Annotated in this window: 22 protein-coding genes; all 22 read right to left on the bottom strand. The window is 45.7% G+C overall.

Features of this window, described 5'->3' with window-relative positions:
* Positions 1 to 62 precede the first annotated feature (62 nt).
* The 22 genes from aroA to DHX103_RS01070 all read right to left on the bottom strand — a co-directional run bounded on the left by aroA (position 63) and on the right by DHX103_RS01070 (position 18893).
* A complete protein-coding gene (gene aroA / locus DHX103_RS00965; RefSeq protein ID WP_422123414.1) occupies positions 63 to 1346 on the bottom strand; it encodes a 3-phosphoshikimate 1-carboxyvinyltransferase in 1284 nt (427 codons plus the stop codon).
* 19 nt (positions 1347 to 1365) lie between these two features.
* On the bottom strand, positions 1366 to 2454 hold the full coding sequence (locus DHX103_RS00970) for a prephenate dehydrogenase (RefSeq protein WP_422123415.1): 1089 nt from the start codon (positions 2452 to 2454) through the stop codon (positions 1366 to 1368).
* Entirely contained in the window at positions 2451 to 2834 is a 384-nt protein-coding gene (aroH, locus tag DHX103_RS00975; RefSeq protein ID WP_422124697.1) for a chorismate mutase, read from the bottom strand. Before aroH ends, DHX103_RS00970 begins: the two co-directional genes overlap by 4 nt.
* Positions 2834 to 3913 (bottom strand): 3-dehydroquinate synthase, encoded by a 1080-nt coding sequence (gene aroB / locus DHX103_RS00980; protein WP_422123416.1) that lies wholly within the window; start codon positions 3911 to 3913, stop codon positions 2834 to 2836. Before aroB ends, aroH begins: the two co-directional genes overlap by 1 nt.
* A 4-nt stretch (positions 3914 to 3917) precedes the next feature.
* A complete protein-coding gene (gene aroC, locus DHX103_RS00985; protein ID WP_422123417.1) occupies positions 3918 to 5090 on the bottom strand; it encodes a chorismate synthase in 1173 nt (390 codons plus the stop codon).
* 172 nt (positions 5091 to 5262) lie between these two features.
* On the bottom strand, positions 5263 to 5709 hold the full coding sequence (ndk, locus tag DHX103_RS00990) for a nucleoside-diphosphate kinase (protein ID WP_422123418.1): 447 nt from the start codon (positions 5707 to 5709) through the stop codon (positions 5263 to 5265).
* Between the two features lie 87 nt (positions 5710 to 5796).
* Positions 5797 to 6771, bottom strand: coding sequence for a heptaprenyl diphosphate synthase component II (gene hepT, locus DHX103_RS00995; protein ID WP_422123419.1), 975 nt, complete (start codon positions 6769 to 6771; stop codon positions 5797 to 5799).
* A 17-nt stretch (positions 6772 to 6788) separates the two neighbouring features.
* Positions 6789 to 7493 (bottom strand): demethylmenaquinone methyltransferase, encoded by a 705-nt coding sequence (locus DHX103_RS01000; RefSeq protein ID WP_422123420.1) that lies wholly within the window; start codon positions 7491 to 7493, stop codon positions 6789 to 6791.
* A gap of 5 nt (positions 7494 to 7498) precedes the next feature.
* A complete protein-coding gene (locus tag DHX103_RS01005) occupies positions 7499 to 8275 on the bottom strand; it encodes a heptaprenyl diphosphate synthase component 1 (protein ID WP_422123421.1) in 777 nt (258 codons plus the stop codon).
* Between the two features lie 88 nt (positions 8276 to 8363).
* Complete coding sequence (gene mtrB, locus DHX103_RS01010) at positions 8364 to 8585, bottom strand: trp RNA-binding attenuation protein MtrB (protein WP_422123422.1); 222 nt, start codon at positions 8583 to 8585, stop codon at positions 8364 to 8366.
* Positions 8586 to 8609: 24 nt separating this feature from the next.
* Positions 8610 to 9137, bottom strand: coding sequence for a GTP cyclohydrolase I FolE (folE, locus tag DHX103_RS01015; RefSeq protein ID WP_422124698.1), 528 nt, complete (start codon positions 9135 to 9137; stop codon positions 8610 to 8612).
* A gap of 353 nt (positions 9138 to 9490) precedes the next feature.
* Positions 9491 to 9763, bottom strand: coding sequence for an HU family DNA-binding protein (locus tag DHX103_RS01020; RefSeq protein ID WP_144837021.1), 273 nt, complete (start codon positions 9761 to 9763; stop codon positions 9491 to 9493).
* 175 nt (positions 9764 to 9938) lie between these two features.
* Positions 9939 to 10649, bottom strand: coding sequence for a hypothetical protein (locus tag DHX103_RS01025; protein ID WP_422123423.1), 711 nt, complete (start codon positions 10647 to 10649; stop codon positions 9939 to 9941).
* A gap of 10 nt (positions 10650 to 10659) precedes the next feature.
* Positions 10660 to 10863: a DUF2768 domain-containing protein gene (locus DHX103_RS01030; RefSeq protein WP_422123424.1), complete on the bottom strand. Its 204-nt coding sequence runs from the start codon at positions 10861 to 10863 to the stop codon at positions 10660 to 10662.
* Positions 10864 to 11024: 161 nt separating this feature from the next.
* Positions 11025 to 12044 (bottom strand): NAD(P)H-dependent glycerol-3-phosphate dehydrogenase, encoded by a 1020-nt coding sequence (locus DHX103_RS01035; protein ID WP_422123425.1) that lies wholly within the window; start codon positions 12042 to 12044, stop codon positions 11025 to 11027.
* A 24-nt stretch (positions 12045 to 12068) separates the two neighbouring features.
* On the bottom strand, positions 12069 to 13379 hold the full coding sequence (gene der, locus DHX103_RS01040) for a ribosome biogenesis GTPase Der (RefSeq protein WP_422123426.1): 1311 nt from the start codon (positions 13377 to 13379) through the stop codon (positions 12069 to 12071).
* 92 nt (positions 13380 to 13471) lie between these two features.
* Positions 13472 to 14506 (bottom strand): type 2 isopentenyl-diphosphate Delta-isomerase, encoded by a 1035-nt coding sequence (gene fni, locus DHX103_RS01045; protein WP_422123427.1) that lies wholly within the window; start codon positions 14504 to 14506, stop codon positions 13472 to 13474.
* 21 nt (positions 14507 to 14527) lie between these two features.
* Positions 14528 to 15673, bottom strand: a complete 1146-nt coding sequence (rpsA, locus tag DHX103_RS01050; RefSeq protein WP_422123428.1) for a 30S ribosomal protein S1 — start codon at positions 15671 to 15673, stop codon at positions 14528 to 14530.
* Between the two features lie 72 nt (positions 15674 to 15745).
* A complete protein-coding gene (locus tag DHX103_RS01055) occupies positions 15746 to 16333 on the bottom strand; it encodes a lysophospholipid acyltransferase family protein (protein WP_422123429.1) in 588 nt (195 codons plus the stop codon).
* A 1-nt stretch (position 16334) separates the two neighbouring features.
* Positions 16335 to 17009, bottom strand: coding sequence for a (d)CMP kinase (cmk, locus tag DHX103_RS01060; protein ID WP_422123430.1), 675 nt, complete (start codon positions 17007 to 17009; stop codon positions 16335 to 16337).
* A gap of 158 nt (positions 17010 to 17167) precedes the next feature.
* On the bottom strand, positions 17168 to 17848 hold the full coding sequence (gene prsW / locus DHX103_RS01065) for a glutamic-type intramembrane protease PrsW (protein ID WP_422123431.1): 681 nt from the start codon (positions 17846 to 17848) through the stop codon (positions 17168 to 17170).
* A 76-nt stretch (positions 17849 to 17924) separates the two neighbouring features.
* Positions 17925 to 18893, bottom strand: coding sequence for an asparaginase (locus DHX103_RS01070; RefSeq protein ID WP_422123432.1), 969 nt, complete (start codon positions 18891 to 18893; stop codon positions 17925 to 17927).
* Between the last annotated feature and the right edge of the window lie 248 nt (positions 18894 to 19141).

A 19141-nucleotide genomic window follows, 5' to 3' on the forward strand; every position in this document is an offset into this window, starting at 1 on the left:
CATAGTTCCATCCTACACGATACGCGGTTTTAAGCATAATAAAAACTCCCCTATAAGGAGAGTCAGCGAATCAGACTATTGAGTTGTTCTATGAAGCCGGGGTAAGACACGGCAATACAATCCGGATCATCGATCAGCACGGGCCCTTCCGCTGCCAATGAAGCGACGGCAGCCATCATGCCCAGCCTGTGGTCACCATATGTTTTCATTTCCGCGCCAACAAGTGGAGTCGGTCCGTTGATGATCATGCCGTCTTCGGTAGCCGTTATATCGGCGCCCATTTTCGACAGTTCATCGACCACTGCAGAAATTCGATCCGTTTCTTTGACGCGCAACTCTTCTGCATCTTTGATGACAGTCGTTCCGTGGCATTGCGTAGCAATCAACGCAATGACCGGGATCTCATCAATCAACCTCGGAATGAGGGCGCCGCTGATTTCCACGCCATTCAAACGGGCTGAACGGATAATCAGTTCAGCCGCACGCTCTCCTGCTGTATCCATTTCAATTACTTCCACATCAGCACCCATTTGCTTGACCACATCGAGAATTCCTGTCCGCGTCGGATTGATCCCCACATTCTCCAGACGGACCTCACTGTTTGCCGTAATCAATGCCGCACCGATCATAAAGGCAGCAGAAGAAATGTCGCCCGGCACTTTCACGTGGCTTGCTGTGAGCTTTTGCCCACCTTCCAACTGGATGGTATTGGCTTGCCGTTTTAAATCGACGCCGAAATGGCCGAGCATAATTTCAGTATGGTCTCTGGTCGCGACCGGTTCTTCAATTCGAGTAATGCCATCTGCATACAATGCCGCCAGCAGAATTGCCGATTTCACCTGTGCACTGGCCACCGGCAACGTATAATTGATGGCTGATAGTTTTGTTCCTTGAATGGCCAGTGGAGTAAACTGGCCATTTTGGCGGCCGCGAATATCAGCGCCCATTTGGCGAAGCGGGTCTACAATCCGTTTCATCGGCCGTTTCGCAATCGACTCATCTCCGGTGATCACTGTATGAAAGTTTGTCGCAGCGAGTAAGCCCAACATCAATCGGGTGGTGGTACCGGAATTGCCGGCATCCAGAATTTCAGAAGGCTCATTCCAGCCTTCCGCTCCTTTGCTGTTGATGGTCACCTGCTCGCCGTTCAACTCGATTTCAACCCCGAGCTTCTGAAAACAGCTGATGGTGCTCAAACAATCTGCGCCGAGAAGAAAGCCTTCGACTGTCGTTTTTCCGGAAGCCATTGCCCCGAACATGATGGAGCGGTGGGAAATCGATTTATCACCCGGAACCTGGATGTTTCCTGTTAAAGATGGTTTCTTATAATCAAGTTTCAATGCCATAGCCCTCTGCCTCATCCTTTCAGGAAATATATACTTCGTAAACCGTTCTTGCCTCTATGCAAGCTTTAGCCTTTTGCCGATCTTCATCTGTCTGGAAGCTCATCACCAGGATGCCGAAAACATCTTCCCGGGTTTCAAGAATCCGCAGATTGACGATGCTGATCTGTTCCTCGGCAAGATAGCCGGTCAATTCGGAGATGATCCCCGGAACATCCGGTATATCAATATAAAGATCAAAGACCGAATACATGGCACCATGGCCCGCAATCGGCAATTGGTCTCTGACCGTTTTGGCCCTTTCAAAATACTGCCTGATCGGTTCTTCTTCATTGGCTTCAAGCAGGTTTTTCAATTTGTCCATTTCACCAATCCAGTGCCCCAGCTGCTCCGTGATCATGCTGTTGTTCTGGGTGGTGATATCTCGCCACATCACGGGATCTGATGAAGCGATGCGGGTGATGTCCCGAAAACCGCCAGCCGCGAGCTGCCGCGTAAAAGGAAAATCCTGCTCCCTGTCCAGCTGATGAACGAGCGACGCCGCAATCAGGTGCGGAAAATGGCTGACAATGGAAGTCATATGATCATGTTCTTCCGCAGACAGGACATGAACGTTCGCTTTCGTCACGGCCAATAAATCCTTCAATTTGTTGATATGCGCTTCTTCGGCACGCGAGCCTGGCGTCAAAATATAAAAGGCATTCTCAAACAAGACCTCTTTTGCCGCTTCAACACCGCTTTTATGCGAACCGGCCATTGGGTGTCCGCCGATGAACACGTGCTCCAGCGTTTTTGCGGTTTCCATTATTTCCATTTTCGTGCTGCCGGTATCACTGAGAATGACATCCTCCCGTAATTTCCAGAAACGGCTTTGCTGCAGCAGTTTTTTTGCCGCGCCGACCGGAGTGGCAAAAAAGATAAAATTGGCATCTGCCGCAGCTTCTTCAAGAGACAGCACCGGCTGATGGATGATTCCCATTTTATAGGCCTTGCGGACGGTCAAAGCATCTGCGTCATAACCGTAAATAATGGCGTCCTCATGCCTCATCAATGATTTGGCAAGCGAGCCGCCGATCAGTCCCAGGCCAATTACCAGAATGTTTGTTTTCACCGTTCCCCCACCTTGCTGTCTTTAATAAGGTCCGGCCGCAATTTCACTGCGTCATTCATATATATATGATTGATTTCCTGCTGGCTCTTTTCGGTATTCGCATGCATCATTACACGGATGCATAAAGGCATACTTCCCGGCACATCCATTTCATGTGTGCACATAACCGGCACAAATGTCCATTCTTCTATCGTGCGGACTGCTTTAGCAGGAAATGCTGATGAAATGTCTGTTGTTGTCGAGATGATAACCGATGCCACCTGTTCTGGATCCACATCGTTTTTCATGGCCATTTCCAAAACCAGGTTTTTTGTTTCTTTCAAGATTTCATCCGGGTGATCGGCAGCAACAGTAATAGCTCCCCTTATGCCTCGCATCATCATATATGCATCTCTCCTATCGTTGCGCATAGCGTGGTGTATGCATTCTCTGCCTTCTCATTATCGACCGTTTCCATATACGGCCTGCCGGTTTCGTGAAGAAGAACGAAATTCAATAACCCATCGGCTGTTTTTTTATCTTTTGTCATATAACTCTGCAGTTTTTCAAAAGGGATCGTTTGGAGCAAATCGAGTGGATAACCGTTTGACTTGCACCAGTCCAGAAATTGATGAAATTTTTCGTGCTCTGACAGATATAAAGCATAAGCCATCCCAATGGCAACCGCTTCTCCGTGCGTAATTTTTCCATACCCGGAAGCCGCTTCAATGGCATGAGCTAATGTATGGCCGAAATTCAAATATTTCCGCACGCCTGTTTCGTATTCATCCTCTTCGACTATCGCTGCCTTTACGGCAATGCCGCGTTCCAGATGCACCGCCAATTCTTCGTCACTCAAGCGGCTGACATCTTTAATTGCCAATAGCTCATCAAGCCAGGCCTCATTCGAAATAAAAGCATGTTTGATGACTTCTGCCATTCCTGAACGAACTTCTTTGTCCGGTAAAGTCGCCAGAAAGCGGGTATCGTAAATGACAGTTGCAGGTTGGTAAAAAGTGCCAATCATATTTTTGCCGAGCTCATGATTGATGGCAGTTTTGCCGCCAACTGCACTGTCATGTGCCAATATCGTAGTGGGAATCTGAATAAACGGGATGCCCCTCATAAATGTTGAAGCGACAAATCCCGCCAAATCCCCGGTCGCTCCACCACCAAAAGCCAAAATGACGGATTTTCTCGAGAACCCCTGCTCCAATAAAAAACTTTGGCAATCCATATAAGTTTCGATGGATTTAGCTTGTTCTCCAGATGGAATCACTTTGTATTTCACCTTTTCAGAACCATCCAGCTGCGTTTTGAAATGGTCCAAATGCAATGTTGCAACAGTTTCATCTACAATGATGCCGATTCGATCGGCCTTATTGAGAATTTCGCTGTATTGTTCCTTCAGTACGTTTAATGCGCCGTAGCCAATATGGACTTGATAAGGATGAGCTGCTTCCACTGTCAACGTCTTCATATTGTCAGAACTCCTTTGTATAGCTCAGGTAGTTCGCGATATTGTCCTGCAGGCGCGGCAATTGATCTGCATCAAATTGCTCCAGCAGTGCATTTGCAACTTCCCAGGCCACCACATGTTCAGCCACAATTGAAGCGGCAGGAACAGCACAGCTGTCTGAACGTTCGATGCTTGCCTGGAAAGGCTCTTTTGTTTCAATGTCCACACTTTGAAGCGGTTTATATAAGGTTGGGATCGGCTTCATGACACCGCGGACAACGATCGGCATGCCGGTCGTCATTCCGCCTTCGAAGCCGCCAAGATTATTTGTTTTTCTCGTGTATCCTTGTTCTTCATTCCATAGGATTTCATCGTGCACTTCACTTCCCGGTTTACGCGCCATTTCAAAACCGAGGCCAAACTCGACGCCTTTAAACGCATTGATGCTCATCACGGCTGCTGCCATCTTCGCATCAAGCTTCCGGTCATAATGGACATAACTGCCGATACCTGCAGGCATTCCTTCCACAATCACTTCCACTGTGCCGCCGATTGAATCGCCATTTTTCTTCGTTTCATCGATCAAATCAGTCATTTGCTGAGTGACAGAAGGATCTGCACAATAAACTGCATCCTTCTCCACAGCTTCTCTTATTTCTGCCACAGTTTTTCCGTTATAGCTGTCGGGATTAACCTTGATGCCGCCGATTTCTGTGACATGGGACACCATTTCAATGCCCAGCTGCGACAAGAGCTGTTTCGCTACAGCCCCAACTGCCACACGAACCGTCGTTTCTCTGGCGGAAGAACGTTCAAGCACATTGCGAAGGTCGCGGTGGCCATATTTCAATCCGCCGTTCAAATCGGCATGGCCGGGACGCGGGCGCGAGATTTTGCGCTTCACTTCATCTGTTTCCTCAATCGGTTCGATGCCCATAATATTCGTCCAATGCTTCCAGTCATCGTTTTTAACGACTAACGCAACCGGTGAACCAAGGGTTTTGCCGTGCCTTACCCCTGACACAATTTCCACTGTATCGGTCTCGATCTGCATTCTACGACCGCGGCCGTGGCCGCCTTGTCTTCTCTTCAATTCCTTATTGATCATTTCGGCCGTCAACGGCAGCTGTGCAGGCAAGCCCTCAATAATAGCTGTCAATTGCGGTCCGTGTGATTCTCCTGCTGTCAAATAACGCATAAACGCTTTCCCCCTTCAACGCACTAAAGTATTTATGTATCACTATAACATATAATATTTCATCAATTCTATATGAAAATTCAGAGAAAGTGAACTATGCCGATGTGTATTGAAAATTTGGAAATAAAGGGAAATAAAAAGAGGCAACCCGAAGGCTGCCTCTCTCACCGGATTAGTTAACCCAGCTGCTCATTGTTTTTTCGTATGATACCAATTCTTCTTCTTTGAAGAACAAGCCGATTTCACGCTCTGCGCTCTCAGCAGAATCTGATCCGTGGATCATGTTTTTGCCGACAGTGACTGCGAAGTCGCCGCGAATTGTTCCTGAAGCTGCATCTTTAGGGTTTGTAGCGCCCATCATTTGACGTGCCGTCAAAATAACGTTTTCGCCTTCCCAAACCATTGCGAATACAGGACCAGAAGTGATGAATTCAACCAATTCACCGAAGAATGGACGTTCTTTGTGTTCGCCGTAATGCTCTTCTGCCAATTCAGTTGAAATTTGCATCAATTTAGCACCTGCAAGGTTATAACCTTTTTTCTCGAAACGCGCAACGATTTCTCCGATCACATTGCGTTGTACGCCGTCAGGCTTTACCATTAAAAATGTTTTTTCCATTAATGAACACTCCTCTATTAAAAGCTCGGGCATAAGTTGCCCACCTTAAAAAATACTATCATTATGGAGCAGATTGTCAACTCCTGTTTAAAACTTTCTCTTGCCGATAAACATTGCGATTTTGCGCATCGTTTTATTGGCATGGCCTTTCGGCAAATGGCTCAGTTCTTTTAAGGCTTTACTGAGGTATTGGTCGCTGATGACTTTCGCCTCCTGCAAGGCGGGGCTGTTTCGGATCATTTTCACAATCTCCATGCGCTCATCATCCGACATGTCCTTGCCGAGCGCGTTTTTCAAACGGCTGTAAATGTCCGGATCTCTGCGCGCCAAAAGGACCGGCAAAGTAATATTGCCCTGGATAAAATCACTGCCTGCGGGCTTTCCAAGTTCTTCATCGGAAGAAGTGAAATCCAGGATATCATCCGTAATCTGAAACGACATGCCGATAAAATACCCGAAACGCCGCAAGCGTGCTGCCGTTTCTGCGTCAGTACCCGAAACAGTTGCCCCGAGCTCACAGCTGGAAGAAATCAGCAAAGCGGTTTTCCGTTTAATGCGGCGAAGATAATCACGTATGGTTTGATCCAGTTTGAATTTATCTTCGATTTGGATTATTTCCCCGCGGCAAACTTCGATCATCGTCTTCGATAGGATGCCATGGATTTTTGGATCTTCAATAACAGTAATATATTCCAGCGCACGCGCCAGGATGAAATCCCCCGTATACATCGCTACACTATTATTCCACTGCGCTTTAACAGTCGCCTGCCCGCGTCTCATCTCTGAATCGTCGATGACATCATCATGAACGAGTGAAGCCATATGGATCAATTCAAGCGGCACTGCCACTTGCTTCATCACATCGGCATTATAGTCGCCGAATTTGCCTGCAAGCAAAACAAAAACAGGCCGGATTCTTTTCCCTCCGGCCTGCAATAAGTGTAGAGAAGCTTCATTAAGGAGGAGTGAATTGGAGCCTACAGCGACTTCCAATTCTTTTTCAATCATTTCCAATTCCGGTCTAAGGTCGGAATAGAGCAATTTCAACTTCACCTTTTCCACTTAAAAACCTTCTCCCGCTACTTTACTTTTTTGATGCCCATATGAAGTGCTGCCGCACCGCCCGTATAGGGCTTGTATTTCACCTTTTCAAAGCCTACATCAGAAAACAGCTTGGCCAGCTGTTTCATGCCCGGAAAATCTTTTGCAGATTCCTGGAGCCACGAATATTCTTTATAGCTCTTTGCAAAAAGCTTACCGAATACCGGCATGATGAACCGGAAATAAAAACGGAAAAACGGTTTAAAAAGAAAGCTTTCCGGCTGAGACGTCTCCAGGCATGCAATCATGCCGCCCGGCTTGAGAACTCTGTGCATTTCGGAAAGAACCTGCTTGTAATCCGGCACATTGCGTAACCCAAAACCGATTGTCGCAAAGTCAAATGAGTTATCCGGATAAGGAAGAGACATCGCATTGCCCTGCACCAATTCGACTTGGGGCAAATGTTCGGTTTTCTCAATGCCCACATTCAGCATGTTCTGGCTGAAATCCAGTCCGACAACCCTGCCATCCTTGCCTGTGGCTTCTGCCAACGCAATCGTCCAGTCTGCCGTTCCGCAACAGACATCGATGGCTGAAGCACCTGGCGCTATTTGCATTTTATGCATTGTGTCTTTGCGCCATTTATTGTGCTGCTGGAAACTGATGACCGAATTCATCTGGTCGTAGTTTTGTGAAATCTTTTCAAATACTTCATGCACTCGCTGTTCTTTGGTTTTTGGCATCTTTGTCATCCTTCTCGGGTAAGCTGCTCCGCTAACTGTTGATGCGGAGTTATTTGATGAAGCATAAAGTTTTTTATACGAAAATCCATTGGATGGCTATCCAAAACCTTAGTCAATTCAGCATGGAGCGCATCCAGTTTATCGAGAATCCATCGCTCTGAATATAACGGCAAAGGCAAAGCCAGGTTCAGTTTACGCAAAAGATTCGTCTCCTGGCCGTCGCGCAAATAATCGAGCTGATTTGAAAAGTAGACGTATTCCATTGCCGGCACTGCGATTGCCTTGTAAGGTGAAAAACCGTAATGGTCATAGTAAATACTCAATAATCGCGTTTCAATGACGTTTGCGGCCGATTCCACACCCGCTGCCGACATGGCGGTGTTTTCATAAAGAGAAGCTTTTTTCTCACTGACACTAATAATGCCGCTTGCCAATAATTGGATCAGCTTGATATTATTTGTGTTGCTGAGTAATTGGTAATAAATACCACTGTAAAAGTCCCCTGCCAAAACCGTCAATTGCTGGCTCTTGCTGACTGGTGAAACTTCGTTAACCTGATCGTGGGCATGGAGCGCTGCGTAAACGATCGCCACAGTTTTTGCTGAATCTTCCATTTCCTCAGACCATTGTTTCCCATCAAAAAAAGGCAATAGTAAAAAGAACAATCGAGCCCGGTCAATTGCGGGGCCGGCTGTATATTTTTCGAGTGTCCGCTGGTGCAAAGTCTGCAGGACGTCGATTTCCAATAGAGTGATTTTCGAATGTATTTGTATGTCATTCATACTGCGTGCTCCATTCGTAATTTAGAAATTCTACATAAGTTCTACATAAGTATACCACAGGCTATACCCCTGCTTCATCCATTTGGTCCTATTTCTTGGCTTCACTTTCGACTAAACCATGGGCAGAGTGGATCTCCGCTTTGCCGCGTATTTTCATCGCCGATGTATGTTCTGTGAACTGGGCAATCATCACTTCGCCTTTATCCAATTTTTCAGTATGATGGAATTTTGTATCATTTCCCCGCGTCAATCCGATGACATTTACGCCATCTTCTTGTGCCCGGATTACAATGTATTCAGTTTGTGCCATATTTCCCCCTGCTTTCCCTAATTATTAATTTTTATTGATATACGTTATAACTTCAGAACGTTTGATGGCGTCTGTTTCAAGCACACCGCGTGACACCGCCGTAACGGTTGTAGCGCCGGGTTTCTTGATGCCCCGCATCGTCATGCACATATGTTCCGCTTCGACCATTACAAAGACGCCATGTGGATTGAGAGTATCCATCATCGAATCCGCCAGTGTCGATGTAATCCGTTCCTGCAGCTGGGGACGTTTTGCCACTGTCTCAACTGCACGGGCCAATTTGCTCAATCCGGTCACTACGCCATCCCGTGGAATATAAGCGATATGCGCTTTGCCGAAAAAAGGCACCAGGTGATGCTCGCACATGGAGTAAAACGGGATATCTTTTACCAGAACCAATTCCTCGTGCCCTTCATGGAAAACGGTTTTAAAGAATTCTTTCGGGTCTTCTTTCAGCCCGGAAAAGACTTCTGCGTACATTTTCGCGACCCGTTTCGGTGTATCAAGCAGGCCTTCGCGCGAAACGTCTTCTCCCACCGCTTCCAAAATCATTGAAACAGCCTTCTCAATTTTCTCCAGATCAACATTTTGCAATTCCGTATCGGTCACATTGGTTCCTCCTGTAAAAGCATATTCGCATACCTTGTGTTGTATGTATTTCTATTTCATTTATAATAAAATTAAAAAAATTCTACCATCGATAAGAGCAATCTAAAAATTGCGCTTACATCCAGTGATTTATCCAAGTGTATTTTACTGACTCAACCATCTTAGCATAAGAATCTTAGCACATGAGAGGGGGTTTCGCAAAATTGACGCCCGTTCCACAGGGTGCAGCAATCAAAAAGAATGACCCCGGTGGAATCTGCATTCCGCCGGAGCCATTCTATGTACAGCATTGTAGCTTATTTCACTGCGTCTTTAAGCGCTTTACCTGGTTTAAATGCAGGGACTTTGCTTGCAGCGATTTCGATTTCAGCACCAGTTTGTGGGTTACGTCCTTTACGGGCTGCGCGTTCGCGTACCTCGAAGTTACCAAAACCGATCAACTGTACTTTATCACCATTAGTTAATGCGCCTTGAATCGCTTCAAAAGCAGCGTCAACTGCTTTCGCAGCATCTTTACGTGAAAGTTCAGCTGCTTCAGCAACGGAGTTCACTAATTCTGTCTTGTTCATGCTATTCACCTCCTCTCAAAGGGGATGTTTACCATCAATCCTGTAAAAAGAGTATCATATTGAAAAACGCATAGCAACCACTAACAGCGCGGTTTGAGCAGTTTCCGGTCAAATACTGACAAAATATTCTAAAAAGAATGGTTTTCTATCAAAAACCTTGATAAAACAACGCTTTTTACTCATTTAGGAAGATCGGTTCCCGGTTTTCATCAATCGTATATGGGAGTGAATATGCAGGCACAACCGGGTTGTCTTCGTAGAGCAGAAACCGGATGTCCTGCCCTTCTTCGATGTCCCCTTCATATTCTTGTAAAGCGGAGAACAGGTCCATTGAATAATCGACATAAACCTCTCCGCTGCCTGTTATCACAAGCGGGAGATTTCTTCCGCTGTAGGGGCTTATAACTGTCGGCTCTTCATCAAAACCCATTACCTCATAATTAAACTTATAGACGTTATCTGCAATGATCTCGGAAATAGGAGCTCGCCCGCCATTCGCGCTTTTCCGGATATTGACGGTGCGAATCGCTTCAGCAATGCGCAAATCCACTAGTTTAACGGTGGGGTTTTCATCCACGTCCATTAGGACATATTGAAATATCCCACCTGTTTCAAAAGCGTTTTTAGGGATCTCTGACATATTACTTGGCACGATTTTCGCGAAATCAATTGGGTATTTGATGAATTGATCCACATCCATATCCCGTGTTTTGATCGGCAATAAACCTCCGTTTGTGTTGCGGTACTGATTCACTGCATTTTGCACATTGATCAATTGATCTTCATATGGAATCTGATTTTCCGCCCGCTCACTCTCCGGAAACATACACGCACTAAGAAAGAGTGCAATAGATACAAGCAGTAAGAAAAGAGAAGTTTTTTTCATCATCTTCACCTCATGCGCCGCCGGTTGGTCCACTGAATACTGTGAAAACCATGATAAAGAATCCAAGTATCAACAATATATATGCAACCAGGGCAAAAATAAATTTCACAATGCCATTCTTCAATTTGTATCTGCTTAAATAAATCATTCCCATTGAAATTATCAAAAAAGCAATACCGGCAAATGATACCCACATTCTTTCCAATGCATCCATAAAACAGCCGCCTCTCGTTCAGTTTCAGTCCATAGTATAGCATAAGACGAGCCTTAGTGCCCGTGGAGAATTTGACGGAGCGAGGACAATTGCGGAAGGTGGATCCTTCATTTTTGGCAACATAAAAAAGTGGCGCAGATGCACCACTTTTTTAATTGAAATTATAGCAGATCTATCAGATCTTCCATCTCGTTTTTCTTCATCCGTCCCATCAGATGCCCGACCGCTTCTTCTGTCGGAACATTTTCAAACAGAACGCTGTAAAGCGCCTCCGTTATCGGCATCGGCACTTCATAGGCTTTCGCCATTTGATGAGCCGCTTTTGTAGTTCGGATCCCTTCGACTACCATGCCCATTTCTTCGAGCACTTCATCGAGCGACTTGCCTTTGCCGAGCATATTGCCGGCACGCCAATTCCGGGAATGTTTGCTTGTGCACGTTACGATCAGGTCGCCTACACCGGTCAGTCCTGAAAACGTCAAAGGCGTAGCCCCCATCTTCACACCAAGACGCGCTATTTCAGCAAGCCCCCGTGTCATGATGGCCGCTTTTGCGTTATCGCCGAGACCAAGACCGTCCGTGATTCCCACAGCCAATGCAATAATGTTTTTCAGGGCTCCGCCAATTTCAACGCCGATTACATCGGTATTCGTATAAACACGGAAGTATTGGTTCATGAATAAATCCTGAACACGTTCCGCTGCCTTCGTATTTTCACAGGCAGCAGTAACAGTTGTCGGGTGCTCCAATACAACTTCCTCCGCATGGCTCGGACCCGATAACACCACCAGATCTTCTATCCATTGTGCTGGAACTTCCTCACGGATCAGTTCGCTGACCCGTTTTAACGAGTCCGGCTCTAACCCTTTGGACACATGGACGAAAAGACATGGCTTCTGAATCAGTTTTGAAATATCTGAACTGACTTCCCGCATCGCTTTTGTCGGAACGGCCAGAATATGCACGTCTGCGTGGTGTACCGCTTCTTCAAGGCTGCTCGTTGCCTTCAGGCTGTCAGGAAGCTTGATGCCTTTCAAATAACGTTCATTTGAATGCCGGTTGATTTCATCGGCCTGTTCCGTCCGGTGCGACCACAATAAAATATCATGGCCATTTTGCGCCAGTACATAGCTTAAGGCTGTGCCCCAGCTGCCAGCTCCGTAGACAGTAATTTTTTCCATAATTAAATAACCACCTTTGTCTCCTTAAGTGCGGGCACGGGTAATAAGATGAAGAGGCGTGCCTTCAAAGTCAAAACTTTCTCGGATTCTGTTTTGGAGGAATCTTATATAACTGAAATGCATCAAATCAGGTTCATTGACAAAGACCACAAAAGTTGGCGGTTGAATTGCCACTTGCGTCACATAATACAGACGCAGTCGTTGCCCTTTATCCGATGGTGCAGGGTTCATTGCCACGGCATCTGCAATAACTTCATTCAGAATACTCGATTGGATTCTGCGCGAATGGTTTTCATTGACCTTCTTAATGGTTTCAAGAATGCTGTGGACGCGTTTGCCGCTTATAGCGGAAACGAACATGATCGGTGCATAATCAAGGAACAGGAAATGTTCCTTGATCTTGCGGGAAAAGACATTCATGGTTTTTTCATCTTTCTCGATGGCATCCCATTTGTTAACAACAATGATAACTGCTTTTCCTGCTTCGTGTGCATAGCCGGCAATCTTTTTGTCCTGCTCCTGAATGCCTTCTTCAGCATTTAGAATAACCAGTACAACGTCTGATCGTTCGATGGCGCGCAAAGCACGAAGAACACTGTATTTTTCTGTAGATTCGTAAACTTTCCCTTTTTTACGCATGCCCGCGGTATCGATAATGACATAGGGCTGTTCCTCATATTCATACTGCGTATCCACTGCATCACGGGTCGTTCCTGCCACTTCACTGACGATTACCCGTTCCTCACCGAGGAAAGAATTGACGAGAGAAGATTTGCCGACATTCGGTCGTCCGATCAACGAGAATTTGATGACATCATCCGGATATTCCTCGTCGTCTTCAGTCGGGAAGTTTTTGGCAACTTCATCCAGAAGATCTCCAAGCCCCAGTCCGTGAGACCCCGAAATCGGATAGGGTTCGCCCATACCGAGTGTATAAAAATCATAAATCATCGATTTCATATCCGGATTATCGATTTTATTGACCGCCAGAATGACGGGTTTTTTTGCACGGAAAAGAATTTTGGCAACTTGTTCGTCCTGCACGGTTACTCCGTCGCGGCCGTTAACAAGGAAAATGATGACATCGGCTTCGTCCATGGCGATTTCCGCCTGTTGCCGAATCTGTTCAAGAAACGGTTCATCACGAAGGTCAATGCCTCCTGTGTCTATAATATTGAATTCATGTGTCAGCCAATCTGCAGAACTGTAAATACGATCACGCGTAACTCCGGGAATATCTTCCACAATTGAAACACGTTCTCCAACTATACGATTGAAAATCGTAGACTTGCCTACGTTCGGACGGCCGACTATTGCTACTGTCGGTTTTGTCATAATTATTCATCCTTCCACTTCTGATATGCCTATTATACACGAAATAGAGGATGGCATCCTGTAAATGTCCATCCTCTCTGAAGGTGCAATATTCAGTTTTTGCCAGGACGTGCAAAAGCAGCCGGATCGAAGCCCCGCACCATCAGGTAATTGGCTAAATTCCCGGATACAACGGCCGGGCAATTCCGAAGCTCCGGAATGGATGCAGCCCCGAGCGCGGTCATCATCATCGCCAAATCTTCGTGAAGCTCGGTGACACTTTCAATGAGCCGGCTTTCTCCTTCTTCAATTGCAAGTTTAAGGAAAGCTCCAGCCAATCCGGCGGCATCTGCTCCGAGAAGAAATGCCTTTACCATATCCTGTGCATCTGTAATTCCTCCGGAAGCAAATACAGTGCCGTTGAAGGCGCTTCTGACTTCAATAATCGCTGCTGCAGTCGGAATGCCCCAATCCTGAAAATATTCCAGCTTTCTGGAACGGCGCTCGTTTTCTATTTTCGCGAAATTGGTGCCGCCAAACCCACTGGCGTCAATTGCTGAAACGGAAGCTCCAGCCAATTTCAATGCAGTTTCATAAGAAATTCCAAATCCGGTTTCTTTTACAATTACCGGAATGGGGAGCGATTCTGAAATATGCTGTATTCTTTCCAATGCCCCTTTAAAATCCCGGTCGCCTTCGGGCATCGTCAATTCCTGTACGACATTCAAATGAATCTGCAAGGCATCCGCCTCTATCATTTCAGCGGCTTGCTTTGCCTGATCCAAACTGGCTTCGCTGCCCAGGTTGCCAAAGATAATGCCATTCGGATTTTCTTTGCGGACCACTTCAAATGAAGGCCTTTCAGATGGATCTTTTATGGCAGACATCTGAGAGCCCACTGCCATTGCCATCCCTGTTTCCCTGGCGACCCTGGCCAAAATAGCATTCCATTTTTCTGTCCGTTCTCCGCCCCCGCCTGTCATAGCATTAATAAAAACAGGTGATTTTAAGTTCAAATCACCTGTTTTAGGGCGCAGATCAACATCGTCCACTCCCAGGTCAGGCAATGCCTGATGAACAAAACGGATGTCATCAAACATGTTGCCTTTGCCCTGGCCAGTAGATAATGCATAATTCACATGGTCCATCTTACGCTGTGCTCGTGACATTTATTCGGATTTAAATCCTTTTAATTTGTCGCCGATAACGTCACTGATGGAGAAGCCACTGGATTCTTCCGGCATATCGTAATCCGAGAAATTCTGTTCAGCTTCTTTTTCCTGAAGTTCTTTGATGCTTAATGACAGGCGTTTATCTTCTTTGTTGACGTCCAGTACTTTCACCTGAACTTCTTCACCTTCGCTGAGCACCTCATTTGGTGTAGCGATATGCTTGTGGGCAATTTGGGAAATATGGACAAGTCCCTCGACACCAGGCAATACCTCAACGAAAGCGCCATAGCTGACAAGACGTTTGACTTTGCCGTCATGGACGGAGCCTTTTGGTGCTTTTTCTTCAATCTCATCCCAAGGACCCGGTAAAGTATCTTTGATTGAGAGTGAAATTCGTTCCGCATCACGATCAACCGAAAGCACTTTGACTTTTACTTCCTGGCCTTCTGTTACTGCATCTGAAACCTGGTCGATGTGTTCATGTGAAAGTTGGGAAATATGGACAAGACCATCCACACCGCCAATATCAACAAATGCGCCGAATGATGCAATTCGCTGGACTTTCCCTTCGATCACATCACCCGCCTCGATGTGTTCCATGACTTCCATTTTATGTGACTCTTTTTCTTTTTCAATAACTGCGCGATGAGAAAGGATCAGGCGATTATTTTCCTTTTCCATTTCGACTATTTTAAAGGTCATTACTTTCCCTTTGTAATCTTCAAATGACTCGACAAAATAATCTTCCACCAGCGAAGCCGGAACAAATCCGCGGACACCAAGATCGACCACCAGGCCGCCTTTGACAACGTCCTTAACTTCCGCTTCAATGATTTCACCAGAGTTAAATTTTTCTTCTAACTTATCCCATGCTTGTTCGGCGTCCACTTTACGTTTGGATAAAACAAAGTTTTCGTCTTCCACTTTCGTTATCACCAGATCAAGTATGTCGCCCACCTGAACTGAATCTGACGCTTTTTCAATATGGAGGCTCGATAACTCACTGATTGGAATAACACCATCAAAAGGTGCACCTTCGATTGTAACGGTTACTGCTTTTTCTTCAATTTTAGCAACTGTACCTTTTACGTGATCTCCAGTTTGGAACTCACTGTTTTCCATCATGTTCATTTCCTCAGACATAAGTAGCCCTCCTTCACAAACTATCCAATTTCTATTTTATGCGAATTCTCTAATAAAAACAAAAATTAACCCTTATTTATTTGTGTTTTCATCAAGAAGCTTCTGGATACTTGCCATGATAACAGCTGTCACTTCTTCCGCCGAGGCTTTCTGTTCACGGTATGGCGCCATTAAAACCGGATCGCCATATACCACTTTCACTTTGCGGAATGGTTTATAAGGGCCGATGATGGCACATGGCATGACATCTGCATTGCCTCTGAGCGCAAAAAAACCAGCACCGCTCAGCCCTTTTTTCAACACAGCATCAGTAGATCGCGTGCCTTCGGGAAACAATCCCACAACCTCGCCGTTTTTCAAAATTTTAAGGGCGCTTCTCAGGGCTTCTCTGTCGCTCATCCCTCTTTTAACCGGGAACGCATTTACCTGCGGAAGAAGGCGGCCAAGAATCGGCAAATTAAACAATTCTTCCTTCGCCATGAAATGCACCGTCCGAGGAGAAGTCATTCCCACTACCGGCGGATCAAGTGCATGAATATGGTTTGAACAAAGAAGGATTCCACCTTGCTTCGGAAACTTCTCCGTGCCCACGATTTCAAATCTGTAAAGAGGGGTTAAAGCAGTTTTGACCAAAACTTTTCCGAATGTATATAAATTCACTTTACTTCAACCTCTCTTCCGCTAATTTTAAAATATCTGCTGCAGCCTGCTCAATCGTCAAATTCGTCGTATCGAGGTACAACGCGTCTTCCGCCTGGCGCAACGGGGAAACTTCCCGCTCACTGTCCATTTTGTCGCGAGCTGCTATTTCTTTCTGTAAATCTTCAAGGGGCGTATCAAATCCTCTTTTGGTATTTTCAACATACCGGCGTCTTGCGCGTTCTTCCACCGTAGCCGACATAAACACTTTCAACTCAGCTTTTGGCAGGACGTCAGTGCCGATATCACGGCCATCCATCACGACACCTCTTCCGGATGCAAGCTGCTGCTGCAACTCCACCATCCGTTTCCTGACGGATTCATGGGAAGCAATCAGCGAAACCGAATTCGTAACGGATTGTGAACGAATATCTTCCGTTACATTTTTGCCGTCTAAAAACACAAGCTGTCCTTCTTCCGAAGGCTGCAGGTCTATCTGTGTGTTTCTCAATAAGTTGCCAGTTTGTTCACTGCTCGCCAGATCGATGCCGGCGTTTAAAGCTTTTAACGTAATGGCACGATACATCGCACCCGTATCAATATAGATATAGCCAAGTTTTTCTGCCACTATTTTTGCAATCGTGCTTTTACCGGCCGCAGCTGGACCGTCAAGCGCTATTTGAATGGATTTCATCAAAAAAAGTCACCTCATCATATGTATTCAACATATTTTAACATAAGAAAAGCGACTGCGCCCGTTCAGCTCTGAAAGGCGTAAGGCAAACCAGCGAAGTGGCGGTTTTTGCACTAAAGAAAAAAACCCGGAATCTCCGGTCCCATTTCCGGGCCGAAAACTCAAGGCAGTTTGGAATTTCTATGATGGTAATGAGACAGTGACAATAAATGGGCCTGCTTCACTTTTTTTAAGCCAAACCACCAAAGGAACAGCATGAACGGCGCTGCTCCGGCCAAAAAATTATCGTTGAAGTAGAGGCTTGCATTATACAGGATATGCAGCACAAGCGGAATAAATAAGGCCAGGAACAGCCATTTATGTTCGACGCCCGCATGGGAGAATTTCGCTTTTCCAAAGTAATAGCCCATCACAACTCCGAATAACGCATGGCTCGACACCGGCAATAACGCTCTGATAAATGCTATATCCGTGCCAAACTCAAGCAGATAAAGGATGTTTTCCACTGTTGCAAAACCCAGCGACACACTTGCACCGTAAAGAATTCCATCATATGGATCTTCAAAATCCACGTGACGGAAAATAGCGATCAATAAAACCAGCCATTTAAAAAACTCTTCGATAATACTTGGGAACAATATATAATTCGTCAATATATGGCTGAACACTTGTTCTTCATTAAATACATATTGAAGAAACAGGATAGGAAATGTCAGAACGGCTCCGTAGATAAAACTTTGAAATAATAATCTTGATGGCTCCTGTGAAAACTGATCGCGCAGATAAAAATAACTGAATAATGCCAGGCTAGGAGCTATCGCTGCAGTTAATAAAATGATCATCGTGATGCTCCTTTGCTCAAAGTATCTTCAGTATATCACGATATATTGGGAATTTTTTGCTCATTTCCAAATTGTTCTAGACAGAAAATGTCAGCTCATCCACTCCTGCGGAAGAAGCCAGTACGACCGCCAGTTTGATACGGGCTTTTTTGCTGTCATAATCACTTCCGAGAAATACCCCTTGGGCCAAAAGATCATGAGCACTGCCCGGATAGCCATAGGATGGGTAGACATGGCCTTCTTCAGCGCTGGTCGACAAGATGACAAACACACCGGATTTCACAGCTCCCGCAATCGACTCAACCATATGGGGTGAAACCTGTCCCCTGCCGGCCGCTTCCAGAATAATGCCTGCAGAACCGCCTTTTACGAGCATATCAATCATATATCCGTCCTGGCCTGAATGGCATTTCACTATATCAACCCTCGGCAAATCCTCTGTGATCTTATGTATTTCACGATAAATCGGCTTTTGATAGACCCTGACTTTATCATTGTCAATAATCCCCAGATAGCCGTGCCCAAAAGAGTCGAATCCTTGCAGATTGCTCGTATGAACTTTTTTCACGTATTTGGCCGAATAGATCCGTTCGTTGAAAACCACCACTGTTCCCACATCCCGGAGTGTAAGATCAACCGCCGCGTTAATGGAATTTCTCAGATTCGAATAAACATCGGTCCCCACTTCTTCCGGTGAGCGCTGAGACCCAGTAACGACGACTGGGCGACTGTCATCCAATGTCAAATCAAGGAAAAATGCTGTTTCCTCCAAAGTGTCTGTGCCATGTGTCACCACGACCCCGCTGACCGATTCATCCAAAAATTCCTGTTCAACTGCCTTTTGGATTTCCAGCATCTGTTCAAATCCAATATGCATGCTGGGCAGTTGGAAAACATCTATGACATTCACTTCGATATCCTCGGGAAGCTGGCATAACTCCGCCAGCTCCTTGCCGGAAATTGCGCCTGATTTCAACAGCCCTTTTGAAATTTCGCGGCTTGCGATCGTTCCACCTGTTGTGATCAATGATACTTTTTTCTTCATACGGGTATATCTCCTTCCGATGCTTTTAATTCTATTATTTTCTATATAAATTGAACTAAAGAATTTCACTTTATAAATCGCTTTGGCGCTTTGGACAAGGCAAAGATAATGCTCCTGCGCAAGCTCGTCGCAAAGGAGGTGCCATCTTTGCCTCCCGCAATAAGTCGAGAAGAGCACTCGTCCTTTGCTCCTTTGGCATTCGCCTGCGCTTAGGAAACTCTCTAAAGATATGGAGCAAAACAGCGAAG

The organism is Planococcus daihaiensis, assembly GCF_049262615.1.
GTDB lineage: Bacteria > Bacillota > Bacilli > Bacillales_A > Planococcaceae > Planococcus.

What these genes read in the sequence shown, in the direction of transcription:
- aroA (WP_422123414.1), bottom strand. Translation starts at nt 1,346, where the DNA reads ATGGCATTGAAACTTGATTATAAGAAACCATCTTTAACAGGAAACATC.
- aroH (WP_422124697.1), bottom strand. Translation starts at nt 2,834, where the DNA reads ATGATGCGAGGCATAAGGGGAGCTATTACTGTTGCTGCCGATCACCCG.
- aroB (WP_422123416.1), bottom strand. Translation starts at nt 3,913, where the DNA reads ATGAAGACGTTGACAGTGGAAGCAGCTCATCCTTATCAAGTCCATATT.
- aroC (WP_422123417.1), bottom strand. Translation starts at nt 5,090, where the DNA reads ATGCGTTATTTGACAGCAGGAGAATCACACGGACCGCAATTGACAGCT.
- ndk (WP_422123418.1), bottom strand. Translation starts at nt 5,709, where the DNA reads ATGGAAAAAACATTTTTAATGGTAAAGCCTGACGGCGTACAACGCAAT.
- DHX103_RS01000 (WP_422123420.1), bottom strand. Translation starts at nt 7,493, where the DNA reads ATGCCAAAAACCAAAGAACAGCGAGTGCATGAAGTATTTGAAAAGATT.
- DHX103_RS01005 (WP_422123421.1), bottom strand. Translation starts at nt 8,275, where the DNA reads ATGAATGACATACAAATACATTCGAAAATCACTCTATTGGAAATCGAC.
- mtrB (WP_422123422.1), bottom strand. Translation starts at nt 8,585, where the DNA reads ATGGCACAAACTGAATACATTGTAATCCGGGCACAAGAAGATGGCGTA.
- folE (WP_422124698.1), bottom strand. Translation starts at nt 9,137, where the DNA reads ATGATTTTGGAAGCGGTGGGAGAAGACGTTTCGCGCGAAGGCCTGCTT.
- DHX103_RS01020 (WP_144837021.1), bottom strand. Translation starts at nt 9,763, where the DNA reads ATGAACAAGACAGAATTAGTGAACTCCGTTGCTGAAGCAGCTGAACTT.
- DHX103_RS01025 (WP_422123423.1), bottom strand. Translation starts at nt 10,649, where the DNA reads ATGAAAAAAACTTCTCTTTTCTTACTGCTTGTATCTATTGCACTCTTT.
- DHX103_RS01030 (WP_422123424.1), bottom strand. Translation starts at nt 10,863, where the DNA reads ATGGATGCATTGGAAAGAATGTGGGTATCATTTGCCGGTATTGCTTTT.
- DHX103_RS01035 (WP_422123425.1), bottom strand. Translation starts at nt 12,044, where the DNA reads ATGGAAAAAATTACTGTCTACGGAGCTGGCAGCTGGGGCACAGCCTTA.
- der (WP_422123426.1), bottom strand. Translation starts at nt 13,379, where the DNA reads ATGACAAAACCGACAGTAGCAATAGTCGGCCGTCCGAACGTAGGCAAG.
- fni (WP_422123427.1), bottom strand. Translation starts at nt 14,506, where the DNA reads ATGGACCATGTGAATTATGCATTATCTACTGGCCAGGGCAAAGGCAAC.
- rpsA (WP_422123428.1), bottom strand. Translation starts at nt 15,673, where the DNA reads ATGTCTGAGGAAATGAACATGATGGAAAACAGTGAGTTCCAAACTGGA.
- prsW (WP_422123431.1), bottom strand. Translation starts at nt 17,848, where the DNA reads ATGATCATTTTATTAACTGCAGCGATAGCTCCTAGCCTGGCATTATTC.
- DHX103_RS01070 (WP_422123432.1), bottom strand. Translation starts at nt 18,893, where the DNA reads ATGAAGAAAAAAGTATCATTGATCACAACAGGTGGAACGATCGCAAGC.